Origin of the sequence: Amycolatopsis kentuckyensis (assembly GCF_041679295.1) — a bacterium.
GTDB classification, from domain to species: Bacteria; Actinomycetota; Actinomycetes; order Mycobacteriales; family Pseudonocardiaceae; genus Amycolatopsis; species Amycolatopsis kentuckyensis_A.
Genome location: NZ_JBGDMD010000004.1, coordinates 90,647 through 114,596 on the forward strand (window position 1 = coordinate 90,647; position 23,950 = coordinate 114,596).

Consider the following 23,950-nt stretch of genomic DNA (forward strand, 5'->3'; position numbering starts at 1 on the left):
CGATACACAGCTAGGGTGGGGCGATGTCCAGACCGACGATGGCCGACGTCGCGCGCCGGTGCGGGGTCTCGGCGATGACCGTGTCGTACTGCTACAACCAGCCCGACCGCGTCGCGCCCGAGACGCTGCGCCGCGTCCGCGAGGTCGCCGCCGAGCTGGGCTACCGCGGGCCGGACCCGACCGCGCGGTCGCTGCGCCGCCGGCACAACGGCGCCATCGGCGTCGTGCTCGGCGAGCACCTCGCCTACGCCTTCGAAGACCCGCAGGCCCGCCGGTTCCTCGCCGGCGTCGCCGAGGTCTGCCGCGAGCGCGGCAGCGGGCTCAACCTCATCCCGACGACCGGTGCGGCGGACGACGTCGAGCGCGTCCGGTCGGCGTCGGTCGACGGCTACATCGTGTGGACGACGGTCGACGGCGATCCCGTGCTCGACGTCGTGAGCGGCCTCGGCAAGCCGGTCGCGATCCACGGCGGCCCCGCCTTCGCCGGCGCGCGGGTCGTGAGCATCGACAACCGCGCGTCCGCACGGGAACTCGCCGCGCGCACCTTCGCCGGGGCGCGCCGGCCCGCCGTGCTCAGCTTCCCGTTCGACCGCGACCGCCGCCCCCGCCTGGAAACCGCGCCCGCGCCGGAAACCATCGCCTTCCCTGTCACGCGAGAGCGGCTCCTCGGGATCTACGACCACCTCGGCGACCTGGGCGGCTTGCCGGTGGCCGTCGTCGCCCGCAATGACCGCGACGAAGCCGCGGAGCAGGCCGACGCGCTCCTCGACACCGAGCCCGACGCGGTGATCGCCATGAGCGACCAGCTCGCGTTCGCCGTCCTCGACGCCGCGCGCCGCCGCGGCCTGCGCGTGCCGGAGGACCTCGCCGTCGCGGGCTGGGACGACGACCCGGACGCCGAGCGCGCCGGGCTGACGACGGTCGCGCAGTCGCTGTTCGACCAGGGCCGGGACTGCGCCCTGATCGCGCTGGGCTCGCGGGAACCCGGCCGGTCTGCCGAGTGGGCGACGACGGTCCGGACGTCTACTCGCTGACCTCGACGACGAGCTTCCCCCGCCGCGGCCCGCGTTCGGCGGCGGCGTGCGCGGCGGCCGCGTCGGTGAAGACCTTCTCGACCGGCACGCGGAACCGGCCTTCTTCGAACAGCTTCGCCGCCTCAGCCAGGCCGTGGCGCCCGTCCGGCTCGCCGCCCAGAGCCCCGGTCGACACGCGAACGCCGTGGGACGGGCCGCTGAAGTCGGCGAGCGTGACGACCGACGACGGCGTCCCGGTCAGCTCGATCAGCTCCGGCAGCGACCCTTTGCCGGCGACGTCGAGAGCCGCGTCGACCCGGCCGGGCACCCTCGTGGGCAAGCCGGGTCCGTACGAAACCGGCGTCGCGCCCAGGCTTTCGACGAACTCGAGGTCGCGGGCCGTCCCGAACACCCGCGCACCCCGCGCGAGGGCCAGCCCCACCACGAGGCTGCCGACGCCGCCGGACGCGCCGTCGACCAGCAGCGTCATGCCGTCGCGGACGTCGAGGAGGTCGAGCGCGCGGGTGGCCGTCTCGATCCCGGAGGCCGCTGCCCCGGCCTGCTCCCACGGCATCGACGGCGGCTTGGGCGTCCAGAACGCGAGGACGGCGAACTCGGCGGTCGCCCCGCCGAGCCGGGCGACGTCGACCGCGCCGAACACCTCGTCACCGACCGCCGCGCCGGGGCCTGCCTCGTCGACGACACCCGCCGCGTCGACGCCGGGGACGTGCGGCAGGGCGATCGGCGACCGCGACTTACCGGCGCGGATCGCCAGGTCCACGGGGGACACCCCGGCCGTCCGCACGCGGACCCGGACCTCGCCGGGACCGGCGTGCGGCTCCGGGAGCTCGCCTGCCGACAGGACCTCCGGCGGGCCGAACCGCTCGAACCGGGTTGCGAACATGGCGCCTACGCTAGGAAAGATCAGCGGTGCCGAACGGGAAGTGAGAACCGTGGCCGACGAACTGACTCGGAAACGCCGGACGGACGCCGAACACAACCGCCGGCACCTCGTGGCGGTCGCGCACACGGCCTTCGCGCGTCACGGCCCCGACCTGCCGGTGCGGGAGATCGCGCGGCGCGCGGGCCTGGCCCCGGCGACCGTGCACCGGCACTTCCCGTCCCGTGCCGACCTCCTGGCGGCCGTGCTCGCCGGCCAGGTGGACCGGTGCGAACGGCAGCTGCGGGCCGCGCTAGCCGACCCGGACAGCCGCCGCGCGCTGACCCGCACGTTCCACCGCTTCGGCGAGTGGCGGGCCGAGGAGCCGGGGCTGACCGGTCCCCTTTCCGGACCGGAGTTCGCCGGCCGGCGCCGCGCGCACGCCGAGGGCTTCGCGCGGCTGGTCGAACGCGCCCGCGCCGACGGCGTCCTCCGGCCCCGGGTCACGGTCGACGACGTCCGGCTCGCGTTGACCGCCCTGACGTCGGCGCGCACGGGCGAGTCGGCGCGGCGGCTGACGGGCGTGCTGCTGACCGGCCTGTTGACCTGATTGCCCCCATCCGGCCCTGGTGGGCCCCCGGAACATCGGGGCACGATGGAAGTTGCCGGTAAACGACATCGAGGGGGGATATCGTGGACGACTTCACACGCGCGCTCGAGACGGCCTTCGGGGCCGGGCCGGTCGGGACGGCGGAGCTGACGGTCTACCCGCTGGACGGCCGGGCGATGACCGGAGGCGGTGGGAACGACCCGGTGCGGCCGTCGGTCAGCCCGTGCCGGCTGGAACCGCCGGTGCTCCCGACGGGGTGCATCTGCCGCGTCGAGCGTCCGGCATCGGTGGCCGCGATCCACGGGTGACCGAACCGCCCCGGCCGCTCGTCGGGTTCAAGCGCCACCTGAGCGTCGCGGTGGTGCCCGGCGACGCGGTGTACCTGCTGTCCGAAGACGAGGCCGCCGCCCTGCGCGGTCCGCACCTGGAGTCCCTGGTCCCGTTGCTGGACGGCACCCGGGACTTCGCCGCGGTGCGCCGCGAGCTGCCCGGGGACGTCCCCGCCGAGCAAGCCGCCGGCCTGCTGGCCCGGCTCGCGGAGACGCAGGTGGTCGGCCTGCGCTCCGCGGCCGGTTCCGCGGCGGACCGGCCGGAGCTGGCTTACTGGGACGCCATCGGCGCCGACGGCGAAGCCGCGACGGCCGCCGTCGCGCGCGGCCGGGTCGCACTGGCCGGCGCGGCTTCCACACCGGCCGCGGCGGAAGCCTTGCGCGCGTCGGGCCTCACGGTGGTCGAGCGAGCCGAGGACGCGGACCTCTCCGTTGTGCTGTGCCGGGACTACCTCGAGGCCGGTCTGTCCGAAGTGGACGCACGGCAGCGGGCGGCCGGGCGGCCCTGGCTGCTCGCCAAGCCGGCCGGGGCGCGGCTGTCGATCGGCCCGTTCTTCACCCCCGGCGACGGCCCCTGCTGGCACTGCCTGGCCACGCGGCTGTGGGGCAACCGGCCCGCCGAAGCGCACGTCCGGGACACCCTCGGCCTGCCGGGGCCGCTGCCGCGCCCGGAGGCCACGCTCACCCCGCTGGCCGCCGTCGCGGTGAACCTCGTCGCCTTGGAAGCGGTCAAATGGCTGGCCGGACACCGAAATCCCGGCCAACGTGCACTGTGGACGTTCGACAGCAGCGACCTGACCGGGGAACGGCACGAGGTCCGCGCCCGTCCGCAGTGCGCCTCCTGCGGGAACCCGGACCTGGTGCGCGAGCGGACCCGCCGGCCCGTGCGCCTGGCACCCCGGACGAAGAACGACACCGCGGGCGGCGGGCACCGCGCGGTACCGCCGGAGCAGGTGCTCGGGACCTACCGGCACCTCGTCAGCCGGCTGACCGGCGTCGTCAAGGAGCTGCGACGCGACACACGCGGTCCGGCCCTGTTCGCCTCCTACCGCTCCGGTCCCAACATCGCGCTGGGCCGGCGCGGCGCCGACCGGCTGCGCACGGCGTTGAGGAGCCAGAACGGCGGAAAGGGCGTCACCCCGGTCCAGGCCGAGGTGGGAGCGCTGTGCGAGGCCCTCGAGCGGCACAGCGGCCACTACGACGGCGACGAAGAACGCGTGCGGGGCAGCTTCCGGTCGCTGGGCGACGCGGCGGTGCACCCCGCCACCTGCCAGCTGTTCCACGAGCGCCAGTACCCCGGCCGGGTGCGGGCCCGCGAGCGCCACGGCCCGTTCCAGTTCGTCTGCGACCCGTTCGACGACGACGCCGAGCAGGACTGGACGCCGGTGTGGTCGCTCACCCGCGGCGAGCACCGGCTGTTCCCGACCGCGATGCTGTACTTCGGCGTGCCCGCCGGACCGGGGCCGGTGTCGGTGTTCGCGGACTCCAACGGCAACGCGGCGGGGAGCACGCTCGAAGACGCCGCGCTGCAGGGGATGCTCGAGGTCGTGGAGCGCGACGCCGTCGCGCTGTGGTGGTACAACCGCACCCGCCAGCCGGGCGTCGACCTCGACGCGTTCGGTGATCCGTGGCTCGGCGAGCTTCGCCGGGTGTACGCCGGGCTGGGCCGGGACGTCTGGGTGCTGGACGTGACCTCCGACATCGGGGTACCCGTGTTCGCCGCGCTGTCCCGGTGCGTCGGCGGACCGTCCGAAAAGATCATGATGGGCTTCGGCGCGCACCTCGACCCGGCCGTCGCCCTGCGGCGCGCGCTGACCGAGCTGAACCAGCTGGTGCCCGCCGTCCTCGACGGGTGGGACGGCGGCGACGACCCGGACGCGGCCCGGTGGCTGCGCGAGGCCGCGGTGGCCGAGCAGCGGTACCTCCTCCCCGATCCGGCGCGACGGGCGGTCGGACCGGCTGACCACGGCTACGCGTATTCGCCCGACCTGCTGACGGATCTGCGGCTGGTGCAGGCGAAACTGGAGCGCGCCGGGCTGGAGGTGTTCGTGCTCGACCAGACGCGCCCGGACATCGGCCTGCCGGTGGTGAAGGTGCTCGTCCCGGGGATGCGCGGGCTCTGGGCGCGGTTCGCGCCCGGCCGGCTCTACGACGTGCCGGTGCGGCTCGGCCGGCTGGCCGAGCCGCGCGGCTACGACGACCTCAACCCGTTTCCGATCTTCCTCTAGCACTGCCCGTCGGCGAGGACCCAGTAGCCCGGGGACGTCTCGCGCAGGGCGTGCGTGGTGAACGTGTTCCACAGGCCCATGGCCTGGTTGGAGCCGTTCGCGTATGTCTGGCCGCCGCTCTGGTGCGCGCGGCCTGCCTGGGTGTGGGCGTAGTTGCTGGCGTTCACGCAGGTGCCGGACGGCGGGGTGGACGTCGTCGTGGTCGTCGGCGGGGGCGTGGTGGCGGTCGTGGTGCCGGAAGATCCCTTGTCCAGGCCCCAGAACACGCCCGTGTAGTAGCTCGAGCAGATGCCCGCGAGGAAGTACGCGCCGGTGCTGCCGCACTGCGTCGCGCCGGTGCCCGGGTCGACGGCCGTGCCGTGGCCCATGCCGGCGATCGAGTACAGCTGGACCTTGTCGGCGTAGTTCGTCAACGTCGTGCCGCCGGGCAGCGACTGGGTGCTGGTCGGGGTCTGGGAGACGCCGTGCACCGCGGTCCACTGGTCGCGCAGCTCGGTGCCGTTGACCGGGTAGACCGTGTAGTCGCCGGTGCCCTGCCAGATCGCGACGCGCGGCCACGGCCCGCCGTAGCCGGGGTACTGGGCCTTGACCTTCGACGCCCACTGCGCCGGCGTCAGGTTCTGGTTGTTCTGCTGGCAGTTCGTCGCTTCGGTGACGCTGGTGGCGCACTGCGCGGGCAGCCCGGCGTCGATGCCGCCGCCGGCGAAGACGTCCGGGTAGGCGGCGAGCAGGTCCGCCGTCATGCCGCCGCCCGCCGACAGGCCGGTGACGTACACCCGCGAGCGGTCCGAGCCGTGGTCGGCGATCGCCTTGTCCACCATGGACTTGACGGACGCGGCCTCGCCGTTGCCCCGGGTGTCGTCGGCGGTGGAGAACCAGTTGAAGCACTTGAGGGAGTTGTTCGCGGTCGACTGCTGTGGGAACACGACCTCGAACCGCCACTTGTCGGCCAGCTCGGGCCAGCCGGAGTGGGCGTGGTAGTCCGACGCGCTCTGCGTGCAGCCGTGCAGGGCGACGACGACCGGGCGGCCGGCCTCGAGCCCGGACGGGGTGTACGTGAACATCGCGAGGGCGCCCGGGTTGGCGCCGAAGTTCGAGACCTGGACCAGCGACGACGGCGGCGGGTCGGCGCTCGCCACCCCGACGGTGGTGAGCACCGCGGCGGTGATCGCGGCCAGTCCGGCGAAGGCGAGTTTGCGCATGGGGGAGTCCTTCTCGTCGTTGAGAGGGTTTCCAGCGACGCTAGGTCGGTCTCGTGGCCTGGACCATGTGGCCGGCCACCACATCCCCGCGGCGATTCATGGTGACCGGCGGGGTGGCTCCCGCCGGGTGCACGCGCTTGGGTTCTGTTCCATCGAGACCGGAGGTGAACCGTGCGCAGATGGCTGGTTGTGGTTCTGGCGGGGGCGCTCGCGGCGGGGTTGCCCGCTTCGGCGTCGGCTTCGGCCGGGGGCTGCCGGGTGGCCGTGCCCGGCGCCGAAAAGTCCGTTTCGGTGTGCTTGGACGACCTGACGACGACCGGGACGGTGGCGTCCGGGCACACGGTCCAGGCCGACTGGGCCGGGCTGACGTCGGCCGGGCTGCCGACGTACGGAAGCGTCCCCGGCGTCCAGGTCGACGGGTACTTCCCGGACACGTCGACGGCCAACACCAACAACGGCTGGAACCACGACTCGCAGTTCGTGCTGCGGCTGCCGGCGCACTGGAACGGCGGCCTGGTCGTGTCCGGCTCGCCGGGCGTGCGGCGCCAGTACGCGAACGACCGCGCGATCGGCGACCAGGCGCTGGCCGAGGGGTACGCGTTCGCCGCGACCGACAAGGGCAACACCGGCGCGGCCTTCTACGACGACGGCGTCCGGCCGGGCGACGCGCTGGCCGAGTGGAACACGCGCGTCACGCAGCTGACGCTGGCAGCTCGTGCGGCCGCGGTCCTGCACTACCGCCGTCCCGTGACGCGGACGCTGGCGGCGGGGCTGTCCAACGGCGGCTACCTCGTGCGGTGGCAGCTGGAGAACCGGCCGTGGCTCTACGACGGGGGCGTCGACTGGGAGGGGACGCTGTGGCGTGCCGATGGACCGAACTTGCTGACGTTCCTGCCGCCGGCTCTTCGCGCGTACCCGGCTTACGCGGCGGGGTCGGCTTCGGCGCACCAGTCCATTTTGGACGCCGGGTTCGCGCCGGGGTCGGAGTTCCTGTGGGACTACCACTACCGCGTCTACTGGGACCTGACGCAGCGGATCTACCGCGAGGAGGTGGACCCGTCGTTCGATGGCGCGCTGGCGGCCGGAACCCCGTTCTGCGCCTCGGGAACGCCGGCTTGTGACGCCGACTATTCGTATGCGTCCCGGCCGGCGTCGGTGGCGCGGGCGGTGGAGCGGATCTCGCTGACCGGACGGATCGGCAAGCCGCTGCTCACCCTGCACGGCACGCTCGACACGCTGCTGCCGATCACCCGCGATTCGGACGTGTACGACCGGATGATCGCGGCGGCCGGGCGCGGATCGCTGCACCGGTACTACCGGGTGGAAGGCGGCAACCACGTCGACGGCCTGGTCGACGCGTACCCGGACCGGCTGCGGCCGCTGGGCCCGTGCTTCCGCACGGCGTTCGACGCGCTGGGCGGGTGGTTGCGCGGGGTGCGGCCGCCGGCGTCGTCGACGATCGCCCGTCCCGCGGACGCGAGCCCGGCCGACCTGGCCCGCACCTGTTCGCTGGGCTGAGTCCCGAGCGCCCCAAGGTGGCCTTGGTTGCGTCACACGCACCCAATGTGGCCTTCGGTGCGTGTGACGCACCGAAGGCCACCTTGGGGCGCTGTGGTCAGTCGCCGTTGATGAGGTGGGTGGCCAGCGTGGGGCTGAACGTGCCCGCCGGGATGCCCGTTCCGTAGCCGCAGCTGCCGTCCGAATCGCCCGGGACCTTGATCCACAGCTGCATCTCCGGGCCGCCGCCCAGCTGGGACTGCGCGCCCAGCTTGCGCTTCGGCGGGTTGCACCACTCGCTGTCCGTGCCGTGGCCGTTGCCGTTGCGGCTCGTGTCCACTACGAACGGGGCCGCGTAGCCCAGCGCCGCGTCGACCGCCTTGCCGTACGTCGTCGAGTCGGCCGTCGTGTAGAAGTTGGACACGTTCAGCACGAAACCGTGGATGGACCGCACCCCCGCCGACTGCAGGCGCGTGGCCATCGTCGCCGCCGGGATCCACGTCGCGTTGCCGCCGTCCAGGTAGGCCCACGTGTTCGGGGCCTTCTGCGCGAACTGCGTCGCCGCGTAGTTCAGCAGGTCGAGCCGGGTCTGGCGGGCGTCGCCGGGCAGGCAGTCGAGCTGGGCGAGCGCGTCCGGCTCGATGATCACGACCGCCGGCTTGCCGCCGATGCCGTCGGCGAACGCGGAGATCCAGTCGCGGTAGGCCTGCGGGCTGCCCGCGCCGCCGGTCGACTCGCCGCCGCAGTCGCGGCCGGGGATGTTGTAGGCCACCAGCACCGGCAGCTTGTCGGCGACGTCGGCGGCGTAGGTGTACCGGTCCACCGAGGTGCGGATGTCGCCGCTCCAGTTGCCGAACCAGCGGGCACCCGGCTTGGTCGCGATCGACGTCCGGATCGGGCCGGCCAGGCTGTCGCCGGGGTGGTCGCGGACCCAGACCGCCGGGTTGGAGTCCGGGTCGACGTAGAAGCCGTTCGTCTTCTCGAGCGGGTTGCCGTCGGCGGCGACGGCCGGGGAAGCGAGCCCGGTGAGCGCCAGCGCGGCGGCCACGAGGAGGGTCGTTGTGCGCATTCGGCGAGTTTGCCGCGACCGCGTACAGGAGACGTACAAAAAGGAATCTGAACCGGATGCCGCCGGGGTCCGTACTACCAGGTGAGGGGCTCGTTGCGGCTACCCGAAAACCGGCCTTGACCTGCTGTTTCACCGCCCGGACGGGGCACCCCGTTCGGCCGCTTGCGGGAGCGTTGCCCCTCGTTCATGATGGGGCTCCGGGGTCCGCGAAACATTCGTTCACGTCGAATATCCAGGTGTCGGCCATGCTTCGGAAGAACCGCAAGTCCGGAAGTGAACGCCATGCTGCTACCCGTCGCCGGGGCCTTCTGATGGCCGCGGACCTGTCCGGTTTCGCCATCGTCGCCGGCGTGCTGCTCCCGGCGCTCGCCGCGGCGGCGTGGGCCGTCGCGCTCGAACGCCGTCCGCGCCGGGGCGCCGCGGTGCCCGACTCCGAGCCTGATTGGACGGTCGCCGGCATCCAAGCGCGCCTCCGCTTCGAGCAGGCGGCCGTGCGGCTCGCCGAGTCGCGCACGATCGCGCTGCCGACCCTGCCGATCCCGGAGCAGACGCGTCGCGGCTCGTCCCCGGACCGGCTGCCGTGGCGGGTGCCGCGCACGCTCCCGCCCCCGAGACCACCGTCGGGCCGCTTCCTGATGCCGCAGCTGGCGTTCGCCGCCCCGGACAACGAGCTGATGCGGCGCATCCTCGACGGGTTGCGCAAGATGGACTGACCGCGCTGTCGATCCCCCGATCCGCCGTTCGTGCAGGAGGTGACACGAACGGAAGGACACCACGATGCGCTCGCTCCACGTCACCATGAACGTCACCCTCGACGGCGTCGTGCAGGGCCTCGGCCGGCCCGACGAGGACACCCGCGGCGGCTTCGCCCACGGCGGCTGGGGCAGCCGCTACCAGGACGACGTCCTGGCCCAGGAGATGGCCGCGGGCATGAACCGCCCCGGTGACATGCTCTTCGGCCGCCGGACCTGGGAAGACTTCATCGGCGCCTGGGCGCACCGCGAAGACGGCAACCCCTTCACCACCCACATGAACGCCGTCACCAAATACGTCGCTTCGACCACCCTCGCCGACGCCGGCGCCTGGCAGAACTCGATCCTCCTGCCGGGCGCCGCCGAGAAGACCGTCGCCGAGCTGAAGGAACAGCCCGGCCGCGACCTCTCCGTCATCGGCAGCGCGTCACTCGTGCGCGGCCTGCACGTCGCCGGCCTCGTCGACCGCTACACGCTGCTGATCGTCCCGCTGACCCTCGGCGAGGGCCGGCGCCTCTTCGAAGGACCCGCGCCGCTCACCGAGTTCACGCTCACCCGCAGCGTCACGACCACGAAGGGGGTCATCATCGCCCACTACCGGCGTCGCTGAGCGCCGCCGGGGACTCGGCCTCCGGGATCAGCAGCCGGGGCGCGCCCGAGCCGTCGGCCGGAACCGACCACACGTCCGCGTGGCCCGGCCCGCGGGGGACGCCGTAGCCGATCGTGTGGTCGTCGAGCCACGCCGGCTGGTCGTCGACGCTGCGGGTCTCGGCCAGCGGCGTCACCTTCGACGCCGCCAGGTCGAGCACCGACAACCGCCACCCGCGAGCCGGGTCACCGTCCACAGCGGACTTGAACGCGACGCGCGTCTGGTCCGGCGACAGGGACGGGCACTCGACGTTCTCCCGCAGCGTCCGGACCGTGTGCGCGGCGAAGTCGCCCGCGACGAGGTAGCGGTGGCCGGCCGTCGACATCGTCGCGTAGAAGTGGCGGTCGTCGCGGGTGAACGTGACGCCCCAGAAGTTGAGGTCCGCCGCCTGGTACGGCTTGCCGTCCAGCGTCACCGCGTAGTCCTCGAGGGTGCCGGCCAGGTCGCCGGTCGCCGTGTCGAGGATGCCCGCGCGGGTGGAGAACATGCCGCCGTTGTACGAGTCGCCGGTGACGAACACCGTCCACGCGAGCATCCGGCCGCTCGCCGACACCCGCGCCCGGTTCGGCAGCCCGACCAGCGGGATGTCGCGCTTCGACGTCAGCCCCGCGTCGAGCACCACCAGCTGGTAGGTGGTCAGGTCGCCGTCCGGGCGCAGGCAGAGGCCGGTGCCGCCGGCCGCGTAGACCCGGCTACAGGACAGGGGTGACACCGTCCGCGCGCCGCCCGGGTCGGTCGCGGACACCGTCGCGACGTGGCCGCGGTCGGCGTCGGCGGTGCTGCGGAACAGCAGCCGCGGGCCGGGGGAGAGGCTCACCACGCCGGTCGCGGAGACGTCGTGGCTGCGCGCGCTCGCGAAGCCGACGTACGCGACCGCCGCCCCGGCCAGCACGAGCACGCCGGCGACCGCGATCAGGATCCGGGTTTTCACGCGGCGACCTTCCTGGGGGAGAGGACCACGAACGTCACGGCGATCGCGACCACCGCCCCGCCGGCGGCGACGCCGATCGCGAGCCCGGGGCCCCAGAACTGCCACGCCAGTCCGAAGAGGACGGACGAGGCGAAGTACGCAAGCGCTTGCGCCGTCTGCACCAGGGAGATTCCCGTGGTGCGCAACGACTCCGGCAGCAGCGGACCGGCCAGTGCCATCAGGACGCCGTCGGTCGCCGCGTAGAAGGCGCCGTACAACGCCAGCGACAGGACGAACAGCGGCCAGCCGGACACCGGCCCGGCCAGCAGCAGGTAGACGAGCGCGAGCGCGCCGTAGCCGCCGAGCACCACCGGGAGCCGCCCGATCCGGTCGGCCAGCGCGCCCAGCGGCGCGGCGAGCAGCAGGTAGCTCAGGTTGGTGCCCACCGCGAGCAGCGGGAACCAGCCGGTCGCGATGTCCTCCTTGTGCTGCAGCAGCAGGTAGACGAACCCGTCGCCGACGGTCGCCAGCCCGAGCACGCACGCCGCCACGAGCAGGCGCCGCACGCCGCTGCCGCGCAGCAACGCGGCCGCGGACCGGGGCGAGACCGGGCTGGCGGGCCGCGGCGTCCGGTGATCGCGGACGAACAGCACCAGCAGCAGCACGCCGATCGCGGCGACGCAGAAGCTGACGACGAACACCGCGTCGAACGCCTCCGGGTTCGTCGCGCCGACCGCGGCCAGCACGGCGAGCGCGACCAGCGGCCCGGCGAACGCACCCATGCTGTCCATCGCCCGGTGCACGCCGAAGGCGCGGCCGAGCAGCGGTTCGGGTGCCGAGAGGGTGATCAGCGCGTCGCGTGGCGCCGTCCGGAGGCCCTTGCCGGTGCGGTCGAGCGTGATCACGGCGCCGATCGCGGCCGCCGACGACCCGGCGGCGAGCAGGCCGAGCTTCATCACCGCGGACAGCGCGTAGCCCGCGCCGGCGACGACCTTGCGCCGGCGGACGCGGTCGGCGACGTACCCGCCGACGATCCGCAGGAGCGCCGTCGCGCCGGTGTAGAGGCCGTCGACCAGGCCGTAGGCGGCCGGGCCGAGGTGCAGCCCGAGCACGAGGTACACCGGCAGGACGGCGGTGACCATCTCGGAGGAGACGTCGGTGACCAGGCTGACGGCGCCGAGTGCGAAGACGTTCGCGCCGACCGCCGAGAGCTTGCCCTTCGCGGCGTGCTCTCGGCGGCCGATGGTGGCGAGGTACACGCGGTTACTGCCAGACGTCGAGGATCGGCGACTTGCTCGCGGCGCCGCCGATGCCCGGCAGGCCGTAGGACGCCTCGATCGTGCGCAGCACGGTGTAGTGGTTGATCGATTCGCTGTAGCTGCCGACCTTGACGTGCGCGCCGGTGAAGCTGGTGAAGATCTGGTTGACCGACGTGCCGCTGTCCTCGTCGAAGGTGGTGATCAGCAGGCTGTTGTGGGTCTTGGCCCACTGGGCGTAGGCGTCGAGGTGGTTCTTCAGCCAGGTGTCGCCGGTGCCGATGGAGCAGTCGTGCATGTCGTTGCACATGTCGGGCGTGACGAACGAGACGGTCGGCAGCTGGGTGAAGTCGGACGGGAAGCTCGAGTAGCGGACGTTGCTCGCGGCCGGGACGTTCGAGAAGTCGACCCAGCTGTTGTGCTTGCGCCGGTAGGTGCCGCTGGAGCAGCCGGTGTAGCCGTCCGACGGCATGGCCTCGGAGTAGCCCTTGAACGTCTTGCCGGCGCCGATCAGCTGCTGGCCGAGGTTCGCCTTCGCGCCGAGGTTGGCGGGGCAGCTGTCGTCGGTGACGCCCTGCGTCGCGCCGGAGAAGAGGGCGACGTAGTTGGGCTGGCTCGGGTGGGTGATCGCGAAGGAGTTGGTGAACTTCGCGCTCTGCGAGGCGAGGGTGTTGAAGTAGGGCGCGCTGGAACTGCCGTTGATCGAGGAGTACTTCTTGTTCTCGAACATCACGAGGACGATGTGGTCGAACGCCGGCACGGTGGCCGCCGCCGGCTGCACGGCGGGCTCCGCCGTCCGGGTGACGACCGTGGTCGTGATCGCACCGGCCGTGACGAGCGCGGCGGCGGCGAACACGGCGAAGATCCGCTTGCGGATCATGGGTCCTCCAGCTGTGGTGGGTGAGGGCGCCTCATGATGCCCAGGCCGGAGGGCCGGTGCGTGCCGTGTCGTGGTCCGGTTCGTGAACACCAGGGAACCTCCGGCGGACAAGGAAAAGAGTGGGTTAACGGTTTTCCGGTGTCAACCTTCTTTGGTAGGTGTCCACTGTGGACAGCCAGGGAGTTGACAGGTCGCTCCCAGGCCGTTCAAAGGAACGGTGCCGAGACTCGGTGTCATGGACCCCTACACGACCGGCGGCGCGGCCCGCCGCGAGCACGGCCGCCGCAAGGTCGCGCTGGTCACGGCCACGGTGGCGGTGCTGGGCGCCGCCACTGCGGGCGCGATCGGCTTCGGCCTCTCGACGGCTGCCACCTCGACCACCACCTCCACTTCGACCGGTTCCCAGGACCAGCTGCAGTCGTCGGACAGCGGGCTGAGCTCGGGTTCGGGCAGCGCGCACACGGGCTCGGGTGCGTCGTGACGACGGCGGCTCGCGCGTTCCCGGCCCTGGGCACGACGGCGGAGGTGCTGGTCACCGACCCCGGCCGGCTCGGCGCGGCGGTGGATCTGCTTTCGGCGGAGCTGGCCGCGATCGACCTGGCGTGCAGCCGGTTCCGGGCGGATTCGGAGATCTCACGGCTGCACGAGACGGCGGGGCGGCAGGTCCGGGTGGGGGCGTTGCTGGCGGAGGCGCTGGGAGCGGCGTTGCGCGCGGCCCGGTTGACGGACGGGTTGGTCGATCCGACGGTCGGGGCGGCGGTCCGGGCGCTGGGTTACGACCGCGACTTCGCCCAGATCACCGATGGCGCGCCGGTCTTGAATGAGTCATTCAGGACCTCCGAGGACCTGAATGACTCATTCAAGACCTTTGGCCGGGACGGATTCGGCCGGCGGGCCGGCTGCGCTGCCACGACCGGAAGCGAGCGTGCGCCGGAACCGATTCCCGCGCCGGGCTGGCACCGCGTGCTCTTCGACCCCGGGCAGCGCCTCGTCGTCCTTCCCCGCGGCGTCCACCTCGACCTCGGCGCCACCGCCAAAGCCCTCGCCGCCGACCGCGCCGCCCGGCGGATCCACGCCGCGCTCGGCTGCGGGGTCCTCGTCAACCTCGGCGGAGACCTGCGCACCGCCGGGCCGGAACCCGCCGGCGGCTGGCAGATCGCGCTCGGCGACGACCACGCCGAGGCCGTCCTCCGGCCCGACACCACCGTCGCCCTGCACCGGGATTTCGCCCTCGCCAGCTCCGGGACCACCCGGCGGCGGTGGCGGCACGGCGGCCGGACCGTGCACCACATCGTCGACCCGCGCACCGGGGACGCCGCCGAACCGCGGTGGCGCACCGTCACCGTCGCCGCGAAGTCCACTGTGGACGCCAACACCGCGAGCACCGCCGCCGTCGTCCTCGGCGCCGAAGCTCCCGGCTGGCTCGAAGCACGACGGCTGCCCGCGCGGCTCGTCGGCGTCGGCGGCGACGTCGTCATGACGCCCGGTTGGCCCGGCGAAAGGAAAGCCGCCTGATGTGGTACTTCAGCCGCGGGACCGGTCTCGTCTCGCTCATCCTCTTCACCGCGGTCGTCGTCCTCGGCGCGCTCGGCGCCGGCCGGTTCGCGACGCGGGCGTGGCCGCGGTTCACCGTCGCCGCCGTGCACCGGAACCTCGCGCTGACCAGTCTCGCGTTCCTCGTCGCGCACATCGCGTCGGCGATCCTCGACGGCTACGTCTCGCTGAGCTGGCTCGACGTGCTCGTCCCGTTCGGCTCGGACTACCGGCCGCTGTGGGTCGGCCTCGGTGCCGTCGCCGTCGACCTGCTGCTCGCGATCGTCGTCACCAGCCTGCTGCGCACGCGCATCCCGGCGCGGGCCTGGCGCGCCGTGCACTGGCTGGCCTACCTCTGCTGGCCCGTCGCGCTGGCGCACGGCTTCGGCATGGCCGAAGACGACGCCGCGTACGGCTGGATCGTCGCCCTCGACGTGCTGTGCGTGCTGGCCGTGCTCGGCGCCGTCGCCTACCGCGCCACCCGGCAGGACGCCGACACCGCGACCCGCAAGCTCTCGCCGCTCGGAGGCACCCGATGACCATCCTCCCGCCCCACCGCCTCGATCTGGCCGGCCACCGGCGGCGCAACGGCGTCGTGCCGTGGGTCGCCTACCACGGCGAAGACGGCCGCGACCGGCTGATCGAGGCCGTCGCCGCGGCGGACCTGCGCGGCCGCGGCGGCGCGGGCTTCCCGACCGCGCGCAAGCTGCGCGCGGCCCGGAAACCGCGCTCGATCGTCGTCGCGAACGGGTGCGAAGGCGACCCGCTCAGCCACAAGGACGCCGCGCTGCTCACGCTGTCGCCGCACCTGGTGCTGGATGGCTTGCAACTCGCCGCGCACGCCGTCGGCGCCGGCGAGACCATCCTTTGTGTACACCGGGGGAGTCCGGTGCTGCCGAGCGTCCTGGCGGCGCTCGCCGAACGCGACGACCGCGTGCCGGTGCGCGTCGAGGAGGTCCCGCGCCGGTACGTCGCCAGCGAGGAGAGCGCGCTCGTCCACCACCTGACGTCCGGGGACGCGCGGCCGCTCGGCAAGTCGCCGCGGCCCGCCGAACGCGGGGTGCGCGGCCGGCCGACGCTCGTGGCCAACGTCGACACGTTGGCGCAGCTGGCCTTGGTGGTCCTGCAGGGTCCGCAGCACTACCGCGCGGCGCGAGCCGATCTGGTGACGGTGACGGGCGCGGTCCGGCGGCCGGGGGTCGTGGAGGTGGCGGCGGGAGCGTCGTTGTCCGCGGTGCTGGCGGCGGCGGGCGGCGAGTCCTCGCGGGTGCAGGCGGTGCTGGTCGGCGGCTACGGCGGGGCGTGGACGGCGGACTTCCGGTCCGGGCTTTCGGGCATCTCGGCGGTGTATGCGCTTCCGGCGCGGGCGTGCGGGCTCGAGTACACGGCGAAGGTGCTGGAGTTCCTGGCGGCGGAGTCGGCCCGGCAGTGCGGGCCGTGCATGTTCGGCCTCCCGGCGATCGCGGCGGACTTCGCGGACCTGCTCCGCGGCGGTCCCGCGCCGGCCCGGCTGGCCCGCCGGCTGCCGCTGCTGACCGGTCGCGGGGCGTGCGCGCACCCGGACGGCGCGGCCCGCCTCGCGGCGAGCGCGCTGCGGGTGTTCGACGCCGACGTCGTGGCGCATGCGGCCGGCGGCCGGTGCCGGATCCTGGAGCGTGTCGCGTGAGGGTGACAGTGGACCCGATCGGGTGCCGCGGGCACGGGTTGTGCGCCGATCTGCTGCCGGAGGCCGTCCGGCTCGACGAGTGGGGTTATCCGGTGGTGGAGTCGGGGCCGCTACCGCCGGGGTCGGTGGCGGAGGCCCGCCGAGCGGCGGCAGCCTGCCCGGCGCTGGCGTTGCGGCTGCGGAAGGACTGACCGTCAGACGGCGTTGGCGAGGCAGCCCGAGGAATCGGGGTGCTCGCAGACCCTCGCCCAGGCGTGCAGTTTCTTGCAGCTTTCGTCAACCAGGCGGTCCAAGTAGCCGTCCGGGTTCTTGGTCCCGCTCGCCGCGGCGGCTTCCAGTTCGCTCAGGTGCACGGTCTGGCTGCCCTGCATGAAGTCGGTGTACCCGAGCCGCCGCAGGGCCGGGACCACGGCGCCGATCAGACGGCCGACGCACCCCCGGACCCGCGGGGTCTCGTCCCCGCGCCAGACCCCGTAGAGCCGGACGGCGACTGACCGCAGCGCGTCCTCGCAGCTTTCGTGGGCGAGGGTCAGTCGAATCAGCGCGTCGATCAGGAGCAGCTTCGTCTTCGGGCCGAATCCCGGGTTCCAGCCGCCGTCGATGGAACTCGGCCAGTGCAGCGACTGGCACGGGTTCAGGCGGTGCGCGTTCCGGCACAGCAGTTCGGCGGCGACGAGCTGTGCGTTGCCGGTCGACTTCAGCGCGGCGTCGACGACCAGCACCGCGGTCTCGTGGGCGACCCGCGGTTCCGGCCCGCCGGACCACAGGTTCACCAGGAGCGCGACCGCGAGTTCGGCGTTGTCGAGCTTGGTGAGCGCGAGCAGCCCGGAGGCGATCGCCGCGGGATCGGCGGGCGCGTTCTCCTTGGTGGAGAAAAGTTCCCCGGCGCGCATCGCCGCGTCGAGCTTCAGCCGCGACACTTCATCGGCGTGGTCTTGGCGCAGGCGGCGCTCCGCCTGCCGGTTCGTGACGCGGCTGATCCAGATCCCGGTCAGGGAAACCACTGCCGTCGCGAGCCCACCGATCAACACGGGGTTCATGGGACCCACCTCCCTCAACGCCCTGTGAGTCGCCGCAAGGGGCTGTCGTGTGACATCGGGCCGGGAAAACAGGTCGTCGACGCGCTCGGTGGTCGTTACCCTCCGCTCCATGAAGCTCATCGACCGGATCCGCGGTGCCCGGCTCGTCGGCGTGCTCACCGGGGCCGGGATCTCCACCGCGTCCGGCATTCCCGACTACCGCGGCCCCGACGGCGTCTGGACGCGCTCGCCCTCCGCCGTCAACGCCTTCACCCTCGAGAACTTCATGGCCGATGCCGAAACACGCCGGGAATTCTGGCGCAGCTACCGCGGTCACGCGGCCTGGCACGCCGAGCCGAACGCCGCCCACCGCGCTCTGGCCGACCTGGATGGCGACGGTACCGCCGTGCGGGTGCTCACCCAGAACGTCGATGGCCTGCACCAGAAAGCCGGCCTCGCCGCGCGGAAGGTCCTCGAACTGCACGGCAGCATGCACACCACGCGCTGCACCGGCTGCGCGGCCCGGTTCCCGACCACCGAAGTGCTGGAGCGCGGCGACGACGATCCGCATTGCCCGCAGTGCGGCGGCATCCTGCAGCTCGACGTCGTCCTTTTCGGACAGAGGCTGGACGGCGACGTCCTCGGGCGCGCGCGGAACGTCGCCGCGGCGAGCGAGGTGTTCCTGGCCGTCGGGAGCTCGTTGCAGGTGGAGCCGGCCGCGTCGCTGTGCACCGTCGCCGTGGAAGCCGGGGCGACGCTCGTCGTCGTCAACCGCCAGCCCACGCCGTACGACGAGGACGCCGCCTTCGTGCTGCGCGACGACATCGAGACGGTGGTACCGGAACTCTGCGCGGCGGTCCGCGCGTGATCCGCGAGGCCCTCGACAGCGACTGGCCGCGGATCTGGCCGATCGTGCACGACGTCGTCACCGAGCAGCGGACGTTCGCCTACGACCCCGCGATGACCGAACCCGAGGCCCGGCGGCTCTGGCTGCTGGAACCGCCGGCCCGGGTGGTGGTCGCCGTCGACGGGGAGCGGGTGACGGGCACCGCGAACATGTACGCCAACCGGCCCGGGCCCGGGAGGCACGTCGCGTCCGGCAGCTTGATGGTCGCGAAGGAGGCACGCGGTACCGGGGTCGGCCGCGCGCTCGCCACGGATCTGGTCGCCTGGGCGCGGGGGAGCGGGTTCGCGGCCATCCAGTTCAACGCGGTCGTCGAGGTGAACACCGCGGCGATCCGGCTGTACGAGAGCCTGGGGTTCGTCACGCTCGGCACGGCGCCGGGCGCGTTCCGCCACCCCGACCACGGCGACGTCGGCCTGCGCATCCTGTGGCTGGACCTGCGCTGACGGCCCGGACTTCTCCGCGCTGACCTAGTCGAAGGGGCCGCTCGTCCGGGTGACGACGTGCTTGCGGACCCCGCCGTCCTCGAACGGCAGCCGCACGGCCGGTCGCGGCGCCTTCGCCCGCCAGGCGTCGAGCACCTCCGCCGACTCCCAGTACTCGAAGATGTTCACCCGGCCCGGCTCGACCGGGTCGGGCGAGATCGACACGTCGAGGCAGCCCGGGTGCCGCCGCGCCTGCTCGACGACGATCCGGTGGCCGGCGACGAACCGGTCGCGGTCGGCCGGCTCCACGTACACCGGTCCGGCGATGATCACGGTCATGAGGGAGTCCTTTCCCGGGGTGCCGGTCGCCACACCGACGAACGGCACCCCGGGAAACCGACACTCAGGCGGACGCGAGCGGCACCGTCGTCAGCAGGTGACGGGCCGCGACGCTCGCGCCGTCCCCGCGCACCCGGGCCGAGAACGTCTTCGCCCGCGTCGTCACCTCGGGCCGCAAGGCGACCTCGAGTGCCGAGGTCAGCGATGCGGCCGTCGGCACGCCCGGGTCGGTCGCCGCGCCGAGGCCGAGCGATCGGACCCGGCTCGCGAAGTAGTGCTGGTCGTACATCTGCGGCACCACGACCTGGGGCGCGCCGGCGCGGGCGGCCGTCGTCGTCGTGCCCGCGCCGCCGTGGTGGACGACCGCGGCCACGCGCCGGAACAACGCCTGCTGGTTGACCTCGCCGATGCCGAGGCAGTCCGGGGCGTCGGCGGCGACGAGGTCCGCCCACCCGCGGGCGACGACCGCGCGGCGCCCGTGCGCCCGAGCCGCGACGAGCGCGGCCTCGGCGACCTCACCGGGCGCGCGCATGCTGCCGAACCCGAAGTACACCGGTGGCTCGCCCGCGTCGAGGAACTCGCGCAGGTCGTCCGGCAGCGGCCGTTCGTCCGGCCAGATCCAGGCGCCCGTCTGGACGATCCGCGGGTCGCCCGGCTCGGGCCACGGGGCCAGCGCGGCGTCGGCGGCGAGCCACGGCCGGTCGCCGAACACGTGGCCCGGCAGGTCGTCGACGGGGGCCTGCCCGGCAGCTGCCCGGTATTCGTTGACCTTGCCGCCGAAATAGCTGTTCCAGCGCCGCGCGTCTTCTTCCCACAGAGCGCGGTTTTCCTTTTCCCCGGGTGTCCGCCACGGCATCGGCGGCGGCGCGTGCAGGTCCGACGGCAACGTGATCGGGCAGAAACTCGCGTAGACGTAGGCGGCGCCCATCCGCTCGGCGATCGAGCGCGTCGCGAACTGCAGGGCCCCGCCGGCGACGAGGACGTCACAGCCCTCGGCGGCCACGGAGATCGTCTCGAACTGGGTCGTGACGGTGTCCTCAGTGGACTTCCGGATCCGCTCGGGCGTCGGCTTGCCGTGGTGCGCCGGCGCGGTCGCGCGCAGTTCGGGGCCGATCGGCACGACGTCGAAGCCCAGCTCGTCGAGCCACTCCCGGAAGTCGGGCGGCACGCACAGGCGGACGTCCTGCCCGAGCGCTCTCAGCTCCGAGGCCAGCGCCAGCACCGGCTGCACCTCGCCCCGCGAGCCGATCGTGGACAGCAGCACACGCATGAAGGAATCCCCTCGGCAGAAAATGGTGAGCCCGAATTGTGGACCCGGACCCCGGCCTTGCCACAAGCCCCGGGGTCGGCTATACCTTTAAATGGGGAGAGGGAAACCTTCGTCGATGAGCGCCAGCCGGAAACCGGTGACGTCCCGGAACCAGTGCGTGCGGAACCCCAGCGCGGCCGCCGCGTCGACGTTCCCCCGGGTGTCGTCGACGAACAGGCACCGCGACGGCGGCGCGAGGGCCGTCTCGCTCGCCCGGCGGAAGATCTCCGGGTCCGGTTTGGCCAGGCCGAGGTCGCAGGAGAGCAGCACGTCGTCGAACAGGCCCAGCTCCGGCTGCATCGCCCGGACGACCCGCCAGTAGTAGGCATCCACATTGGACAGCAGCACCAGCCGGTACCGCTTGGCCAGCGGCGCGACCAGCTCGGCCATCCCAGGCATCGGGTCCGAATAGGGCGTCAGCCACGCCTCTTCGAAGTCCGCGTACGGCCGGGCGTAGCCGTGCTCGGCCGCGAGCCGCTCGTGGAGGTCCGCCAGCGTGACGCGGCCGGTGATGACGTCGCGCCGCGCCATCACCCCCGCCAGGCGCGCGGCTGCGGCTTCGGGCTCCGCGCAGTGCTTCGCGAGCCGAGCGGGCACCAGGTCGTTGTCGAACCGGGTGAAGACCCCGAAGAGGTCCATGATCAGCGCGTCCGCCATCGGCTCAGGGTAAACGAACGTCCGCCCGGAGCGCCCTTCGACCGCTTATTCGTTGATCAAAAGGGAAAATCGCCGGACCGGGTCGCGCTCAGCCTGCACTCGGACGGGAGCCTGACGTAACCTTTTACGAAGAACCCGGACCGGTGGGAAAAACCCGGTCGGCAGGAGGTCGGGATGACACTTCGCAGCGTTCTCCTCGAAGACGAGGTCATCCTGTCCGTCGACGGGATTTTCGACGGCGGCCTGGCCCCCGGCTACCACCGCGCGGTCGAAGCCGCGTTCGCCGCCGGGGTCCGCCGGCTCGTCGTCGACCTGACGATGGCCACGGCCGTCGACGGCGGCGGAGCAGCGGTGCTGGCCGCGACGGCGGCCGGCTGCGCGGCGCGGGACACGCACCTGATCATCGCGATGCCGCGCGGCGTCGAGGCCGAGATCAAGGACCCGGCGCAGGTCAGGCTGCTGTTGCGCAGCTTCGAACCCTGGCAGGACGCCGGCTGACGACGGGGTCAGCGGACCCGGACCGTCAGCCGGAACCGGCGCAGCTCGTTCTCCGGCGCCCATGGGCGGGCGTGGCGCGCCACCAGCGTCGTCTCGCCCGGGGCGTCCGCGTGCAGGACGAACCGGTGCTCGCCGGTGGCGCCGGCCCGGTCCGTCGCCGGGTGGCGAGTCTCCTCGACCACCCGCAGCGGCGGCTCCGGACCGTCCAGCACCCACTGGTAGCCGGTGCCCGCGTTCTCGGGCAGCCGCAGCTCCAGCCGCTCGCCGGGCGCGACGTCGGCCGCCGCGCCGTCGGCTTCGAGCGTGAGCACCTTCACCAGAGGTAGATCTCGTGGACCAGCCCGTCGGTGGCCTCGGGGTAGGTGATCGAGCCGGCCAGCCGCCCCGACGAGGCGAGGGCCAGCAGTGCCTCGTGGACGCTGTCGCTGTTCGTCGCGAGGCGCTTCCAGCCGACGCCGTCGACGTAGGCGTAGCCGTTGCGGTCGGAGTTGTTGGTCCAGAGCGCCAGCACCTTCTTGTTCGACTGCCAGGCCGTGGCGGTCGCGGCCGTGGCGGCCGTCTGCGGCGCGCCCGGCGGGCTGAGCACCGGGGCCACGCTCGGCTCGGTGGTCACGGTCGTCGTCGCGGCGGTCAGCTGGTCGGGGGTGAGGGGCTGGGGCGCGTTGTCCGGGCTGGCGCCGGGTGCCACCGCCGCGGGCGCGGCGGACGGGCTGGTCGATGCGGCCATCTCGCGGCTCCTAGAAGACGTAGGTCTCGATGATCGTGCCGTTGTTGTTGAACGCGTTGACCGGACGGCCACCCTGCTTCGCCACGACGAGCTCGGTGAGCATCGCCTTGTTGACCACCTCGTCGTCGGACGCGAGGTGCAGCCAGCCCAGGTCCTTGAGGTACGCCCAGGTGTTGCGGTCCTGGTCGTTGCTCCACAGGCCGAGCACCGACGTCGAGCCGGTCCACGAGCGCAGGTTCACCGAGCCGACCTGCTCCACCTGCCAGGTCTCGATGCCGCACTCGCCGTAGGCGATCCGGAAGAAGCCGCCGTCGCCCCAGCCGGTGCTCCAGCTGTTCTTCGCGATCCAGCAGCCCTGGGCGTCGTCGTAACCCACGAGCGTGACGCAGTGGCCGCCGGCCAGCGCGCCGGTGACGTGGCGGTAGACGCCCGTCCGGTACGAGAAGAAGTCCTGGTACACGAGGAAGCACGCGATCAGCGCGCCGCAGGCGGCGAGCTTTTCCTTCATGGCGGCCGGGTTGCCGGTCAGCGCCGCGTACGACGGCGTGGTCGCGAGCCGGTTCGGCCAGTCGGCGTTCAGCTTGGCGCCCGACCGGTTGCGCGGGCTGTACGGGAAGTAGTCCTCGTAGGTGATGCCGACGTCGTGGCAGGCCTTCAGGGCCCGGTCGGGCATCCAGCCCGTGTCGCAGGTCGCGCCGTCGTTCGCGCCGTGGGTGTAGAACAGGTGCGCCTCGGACAGGTCGAGCTTGAGGCCCGGCTGGCCGCGGGTGAACGCGGCGACCGTCTCCATCGCGGCCACCGTGCCGAAGGAGACGCACGAGCCGCAGTCACCCTGGTCCTTCACCGGCGTCACGTAGTTCGCGCCGCCCGCGCTGCGGCTGTCGAACTGCGCGGGCGCGCCGGCACCGGACACGGCGCCCGCGCGGCCGGCTTCCCCGGCGGCGAGCGACTTCGCCTGCGATTCCAGGTCCCGCCGGTCGCTCTCCGGCGGGAGCGGCACACCCAGGCGGTGGCGGCGCTGGTCTTCTTCGAGAATGGTCATGGAGTTCTCGCCCATGACCCAGGGATGGCCCTGTGCGGCCAGTTCGGTGCGGACCCGGTCGAGTTCGACCGGCGACGCGGGGGTTGCGGGATCGGCCATGATGACTCCCCAAAGTCGGTGGCGCTGTGCCCGACCCGTTGTACGCCGGGGCCGGGCGAGGTCACCAGGGCTGTCATCCCTTTGCCGAGCAGTGAGTTTTGTGGCGCGGAAAGTCAGGAGATCTCGATGCCGCCGCCGGTTTCGGTATTCGTTTCCCGCGGCAGTTCTTCGGCGAAGATCGTATCGATCTTCCGGGCGGCGGTCCGCAGTTTCGCGACGCTCGCGACGAGCAGCAGGAGGACGGCGGCGGGGACGACGAGCAGCACGGGCGGCCAGCCGGCGACGACGACCACCCCGGCGGAGATCAGGCCGAACGCGAGGAAGAGCGTCCTGGCGACGACGCGCGGCCACGCGGGCAGCGGCTTGGCGTGCCGCCCGCGGGGTGTTCCGGAAACCGGCCGCGCGAGGGCAGCGTGGACGCTCATCAAGGACCTCCGAGGAGTCGGGTACGGGGTTT

At 72.9% G+C, this 23,950-nt stretch carries 29 protein-coding genes; 15 read left to right on the forward strand and 14 right to left on the reverse strand.

The genetic code is table 11. From position 1 onward, the window contains the following. Positions 1 to 23: 23 nt before the first annotated feature. Complete coding sequence (locus tag ACERZO_RS17130) at positions 24 to 1,034, forward strand: LacI family DNA-binding transcriptional regulator (protein WP_372665660.1); 1,011 nt, start codon at positions 24 to 26, stop codon at positions 1,032 to 1,034. Here ACERZO_RS17130 and ACERZO_RS17135 read toward each other — a convergent pair. Further along, positions 1,024 to 1,917: an NADP-dependent oxidoreductase gene (locus ACERZO_RS17135; RefSeq protein WP_372665661.1), complete on the reverse strand. Its 894-nt coding sequence runs from the start codon at positions 1,915 to 1,917 to the stop codon at positions 1,024 to 1,026. The genes ACERZO_RS17130 and ACERZO_RS17135 overlap by 11 nt on opposite strands. A gap of 49 nt (positions 1,918 to 1,966) precedes the next feature. Here ACERZO_RS17135 and ACERZO_RS17140 point away from each other — a divergent pair, with 49 nt between their 5' ends. The 3 genes from ACERZO_RS17140 (at position 1,967) to ACERZO_RS17150 (ending at position 5,060) form a co-directional block, all read left to right on the forward strand. Then, the gene (locus ACERZO_RS17140) at positions 1,967 to 2,503 is read left to right on the forward strand and encodes a TetR/AcrR family transcriptional regulator (protein ID WP_372665662.1); all 537 of its coding nucleotides are present in this window, start codon (positions 1,967 to 1,969) and stop codon (positions 2,501 to 2,503) included. Between the two features lie 83 nt (positions 2,504 to 2,586). Next, positions 2,587 to 2,811, forward strand: a complete 225-nt coding sequence (locus tag ACERZO_RS17145) for a hypothetical protein (RefSeq protein WP_372665663.1) — start codon at positions 2,587 to 2,589, stop codon at positions 2,809 to 2,811. Continuing rightward, positions 2,808 to 5,060, forward strand: a complete 2,253-nt coding sequence (locus ACERZO_RS17150) for a TOMM precursor leader peptide-binding protein (RefSeq protein WP_372665664.1) — start codon at positions 2,808 to 2,810, stop codon at positions 5,058 to 5,060. The genes ACERZO_RS17145 and ACERZO_RS17150 overlap by 4 nt, the downstream gene beginning before the upstream one ends. On the opposite strand, the gene ACERZO_RS17155 is transcribed toward ACERZO_RS17150, so the two are convergent. Continuing rightward, positions 5,057 to 6,262: an extracellular catalytic domain type 1 short-chain-length polyhydroxyalkanoate depolymerase gene (locus ACERZO_RS17155; protein WP_372665665.1), complete on the reverse strand. Its 1,206-nt coding sequence runs from the start codon at positions 6,260 to 6,262 to the stop codon at positions 5,057 to 5,059. The two genes, ACERZO_RS17150 and ACERZO_RS17155, sit on opposite strands and share 4 nt — an antisense overlap. Before the next feature lie 189 nt (positions 6,263 to 6,451). On the opposite strand from ACERZO_RS17155, the gene ACERZO_RS17160 reads away from it, so the two are divergent. After that, positions 6,452 to 7,780, forward strand: a complete 1,329-nt coding sequence (locus ACERZO_RS17160; RefSeq protein ID WP_372666416.1) for a 3-hydroxybutyrate oligomer hydrolase family protein — start codon at positions 6,452 to 6,454, stop codon at positions 7,778 to 7,780. Between the two features lie 97 nt (positions 7,781 to 7,877). On the opposite strand, the gene ACERZO_RS17165 is transcribed toward ACERZO_RS17160, so the two are convergent. After that, the gene (locus ACERZO_RS17165; protein ID WP_372665666.1) at positions 7,878 to 8,828 is read right to left on the reverse strand and encodes a glycoside hydrolase family 6 protein; all 951 of its coding nucleotides are present in this window, start codon (positions 8,826 to 8,828) and stop codon (positions 7,878 to 7,880) included. 311 nt (positions 8,829 to 9,139) lie between these two features. Between ACERZO_RS17165 and ACERZO_RS17170 the strand changes: the two genes are divergently transcribed. Continuing rightward, entirely contained in the window at positions 9,140 to 9,541 is a 402-nt protein-coding gene (locus tag ACERZO_RS17170; protein ID WP_372665667.1) for a hypothetical protein, read from the forward strand. Positions 9,542 to 9,605: 64 nt separating this feature from the next. Then, positions 9,606 to 10,190, forward strand: coding sequence for a dihydrofolate reductase family protein (locus ACERZO_RS17175; RefSeq protein ID WP_372665668.1), 585 nt, complete (start codon positions 9,606 to 9,608; stop codon positions 10,188 to 10,190). On the opposite strand, the gene ACERZO_RS17180 is transcribed toward ACERZO_RS17175, so the two are convergent. Genes ACERZO_RS17180 through ACERZO_RS17190 form a run of 3 tightly spaced genes read right to left on the reverse strand, consistent with a single transcriptional unit; the run spans position 10,165 to position 13,275 of the window. After that, positions 10,165 to 11,160, reverse strand: a complete 996-nt coding sequence (locus ACERZO_RS17180) for a hypothetical protein (protein ID WP_372665669.1) — start codon at positions 11,158 to 11,160, stop codon at positions 10,165 to 10,167. The genes ACERZO_RS17175 and ACERZO_RS17180 overlap by 26 nt on opposite strands. Then, on the reverse strand, positions 11,157 to 12,398 hold the full coding sequence (locus ACERZO_RS17185; protein WP_372665670.1) for an MFS transporter: 1,242 nt from the start codon (positions 12,396 to 12,398) through the stop codon (positions 11,157 to 11,159). Before ACERZO_RS17185 ends, ACERZO_RS17180 begins: the two co-directional genes overlap by 4 nt. 4 nt (positions 12,399 to 12,402) lie before the next feature. Continuing rightward, positions 12,403 to 13,275 carry an alkaline phosphatase family protein gene (locus ACERZO_RS17190; protein ID WP_372665671.1) on the reverse strand — a complete coding sequence of 291 codons (873 nt, stop codon included), beginning with the start codon at positions 13,273 to 13,275 and terminating at the stop codon, positions 12,403 to 12,405. A gap of 235 nt (positions 13,276 to 13,510) precedes the next feature. Between ACERZO_RS17190 and ACERZO_RS17195 the strand changes: the two genes are divergently transcribed. The 5 genes from ACERZO_RS17195 to ACERZO_RS17215 are packed head-to-tail and all read left to right on the forward strand — an operon-like array spanning position 13,511 to position 16,665. Continuing rightward, the gene (locus tag ACERZO_RS17195) at positions 13,511 to 13,756 is read left to right on the forward strand and encodes a hypothetical protein (RefSeq protein WP_372665672.1); all 246 of its coding nucleotides are present in this window, start codon (positions 13,511 to 13,513) and stop codon (positions 13,754 to 13,756) included. Beyond that, positions 13,753 to 14,790, forward strand: coding sequence for an FAD:protein FMN transferase (locus tag ACERZO_RS17200; protein ID WP_372665673.1), 1,038 nt, complete (start codon positions 13,753 to 13,755; stop codon positions 14,788 to 14,790). The genes ACERZO_RS17195 and ACERZO_RS17200 overlap by 4 nt, the downstream gene beginning before the upstream one ends. Continuing rightward, positions 14,790 to 15,347, forward strand: a complete 558-nt coding sequence (locus ACERZO_RS17205) for a ferric reductase-like transmembrane domain-containing protein (RefSeq protein ID WP_372665674.1) — start codon at positions 14,790 to 14,792, stop codon at positions 15,345 to 15,347. Before ACERZO_RS17200 ends, ACERZO_RS17205 begins: the two co-directional genes overlap by 1 nt. Next, a complete protein-coding gene (locus ACERZO_RS17210) occupies positions 15,344 to 16,474 on the forward strand; it encodes an NADH-ubiquinone oxidoreductase-F iron-sulfur binding region domain-containing protein (protein ID WP_372665675.1) in 1,131 nt (376 codons plus the stop codon). Before ACERZO_RS17205 ends, ACERZO_RS17210 begins: the two co-directional genes overlap by 4 nt. Next, a complete protein-coding gene (locus ACERZO_RS17215; protein WP_372665676.1) occupies positions 16,471 to 16,665 on the forward strand; it encodes a ferredoxin in 195 nt (64 codons plus the stop codon). Before ACERZO_RS17210 ends, ACERZO_RS17215 begins: the two co-directional genes overlap by 4 nt. 3 nt (positions 16,666 to 16,668) lie before the next feature. Here ACERZO_RS17215 and ACERZO_RS17220 read toward each other — a convergent pair whose 3' ends face one another. Then, complete coding sequence (locus ACERZO_RS17220) at positions 16,669 to 17,514, reverse strand: hypothetical protein (RefSeq protein ID WP_372665677.1); 846 nt, start codon at positions 17,512 to 17,514, stop codon at positions 16,669 to 16,671. A gap of 109 nt (positions 17,515 to 17,623) precedes the next feature. Here ACERZO_RS17220 and ACERZO_RS17225 point away from each other — a divergent pair, with 109 nt between their 5' ends. Together ACERZO_RS17225 and ACERZO_RS17230 are read left to right on the forward strand one after the other, a co-directional pair. Continuing rightward, a complete protein-coding gene (locus ACERZO_RS17225) occupies positions 17,624 to 18,361 on the forward strand; it encodes an SIR2 family NAD-dependent protein deacylase (protein WP_372665678.1) in 738 nt (245 codons plus the stop codon). Continuing rightward, positions 18,358 to 18,843 (forward strand): GNAT family N-acetyltransferase, encoded by a 486-nt coding sequence (locus tag ACERZO_RS17230; protein ID WP_372665679.1) that lies wholly within the window; start codon positions 18,358 to 18,360, stop codon positions 18,841 to 18,843. Before ACERZO_RS17225 ends, ACERZO_RS17230 begins: the two co-directional genes overlap by 4 nt. Positions 18,844 to 18,867: 24 nt before the next feature. Here ACERZO_RS17230 and ACERZO_RS17235 read toward each other — a convergent pair whose 3' ends face one another. The 3 genes from ACERZO_RS17235 to ACERZO_RS17245 all read right to left on the reverse strand — a co-directional run bounded on the left by ACERZO_RS17235 (position 18,868) and on the right by ACERZO_RS17245 (position 21,127). After that, positions 18,868 to 19,161 (reverse strand): putative quinol monooxygenase, encoded by a 294-nt coding sequence (locus tag ACERZO_RS17235; RefSeq protein WP_372665680.1) that lies wholly within the window; start codon positions 19,159 to 19,161, stop codon positions 18,868 to 18,870. Positions 19,162 to 19,225: 64 nt separating this feature from the next. Further along, positions 19,226 to 20,431, reverse strand: coding sequence for a glycosyltransferase (locus ACERZO_RS17240; protein ID WP_372665681.1), 1,206 nt, complete (start codon positions 20,429 to 20,431; stop codon positions 19,226 to 19,228). 87 nt (positions 20,432 to 20,518) lie between these two features. Next, positions 20,519 to 21,127, reverse strand: coding sequence for an HAD family hydrolase (locus ACERZO_RS17245; protein WP_372665682.1), 609 nt, complete (start codon positions 21,125 to 21,127; stop codon positions 20,519 to 20,521). A gap of 174 nt (positions 21,128 to 21,301) precedes the next feature. On the opposite strand from ACERZO_RS17245, the gene ACERZO_RS17250 reads away from it, so the two are divergent. Next, positions 21,302 to 21,625, forward strand: coding sequence for an STAS domain-containing protein (locus ACERZO_RS17250; RefSeq protein WP_372665683.1), 324 nt, complete (start codon positions 21,302 to 21,304; stop codon positions 21,623 to 21,625). 8 nt (positions 21,626 to 21,633) lie between these two features. Here the strand turns inward: ACERZO_RS17250 and ACERZO_RS17255 are convergent, their stop codons facing one another. The 4 genes from ACERZO_RS17255 to ACERZO_RS17270 all read right to left on the reverse strand — a co-directional run bounded on the left by ACERZO_RS17255 (position 21,634) and on the right by ACERZO_RS17270 (position 23,918). Beyond that, the gene (locus ACERZO_RS17255; RefSeq protein WP_372665684.1) at positions 21,634 to 21,942 is read right to left on the reverse strand and encodes a protease inhibitor I42 family protein; all 309 of its coding nucleotides are present in this window, start codon (positions 21,940 to 21,942) and stop codon (positions 21,634 to 21,636) included. Continuing rightward, a complete protein-coding gene (locus tag ACERZO_RS17260) occupies positions 21,939 to 22,352 on the reverse strand; it encodes a hypothetical protein (protein WP_372665685.1) in 414 nt (137 codons plus the stop codon). Before ACERZO_RS17260 ends, ACERZO_RS17255 begins: the two co-directional genes overlap by 4 nt. Positions 22,353 to 22,362: 10 nt before the next feature. Continuing rightward, positions 22,363 to 23,493, reverse strand: coding sequence for a C1 family peptidase (locus ACERZO_RS17265; RefSeq protein ID WP_372665686.1), 1,131 nt, complete (start codon positions 23,491 to 23,493; stop codon positions 22,363 to 22,365). A gap of 113 nt (positions 23,494 to 23,606) precedes the next feature. After that, a complete protein-coding gene (locus ACERZO_RS17270) occupies positions 23,607 to 23,918 on the reverse strand; it encodes a hypothetical protein (protein WP_372665687.1) in 312 nt (103 codons plus the stop codon). Positions 23,919 to 23,950 lie beyond the last annotated feature (32 nt).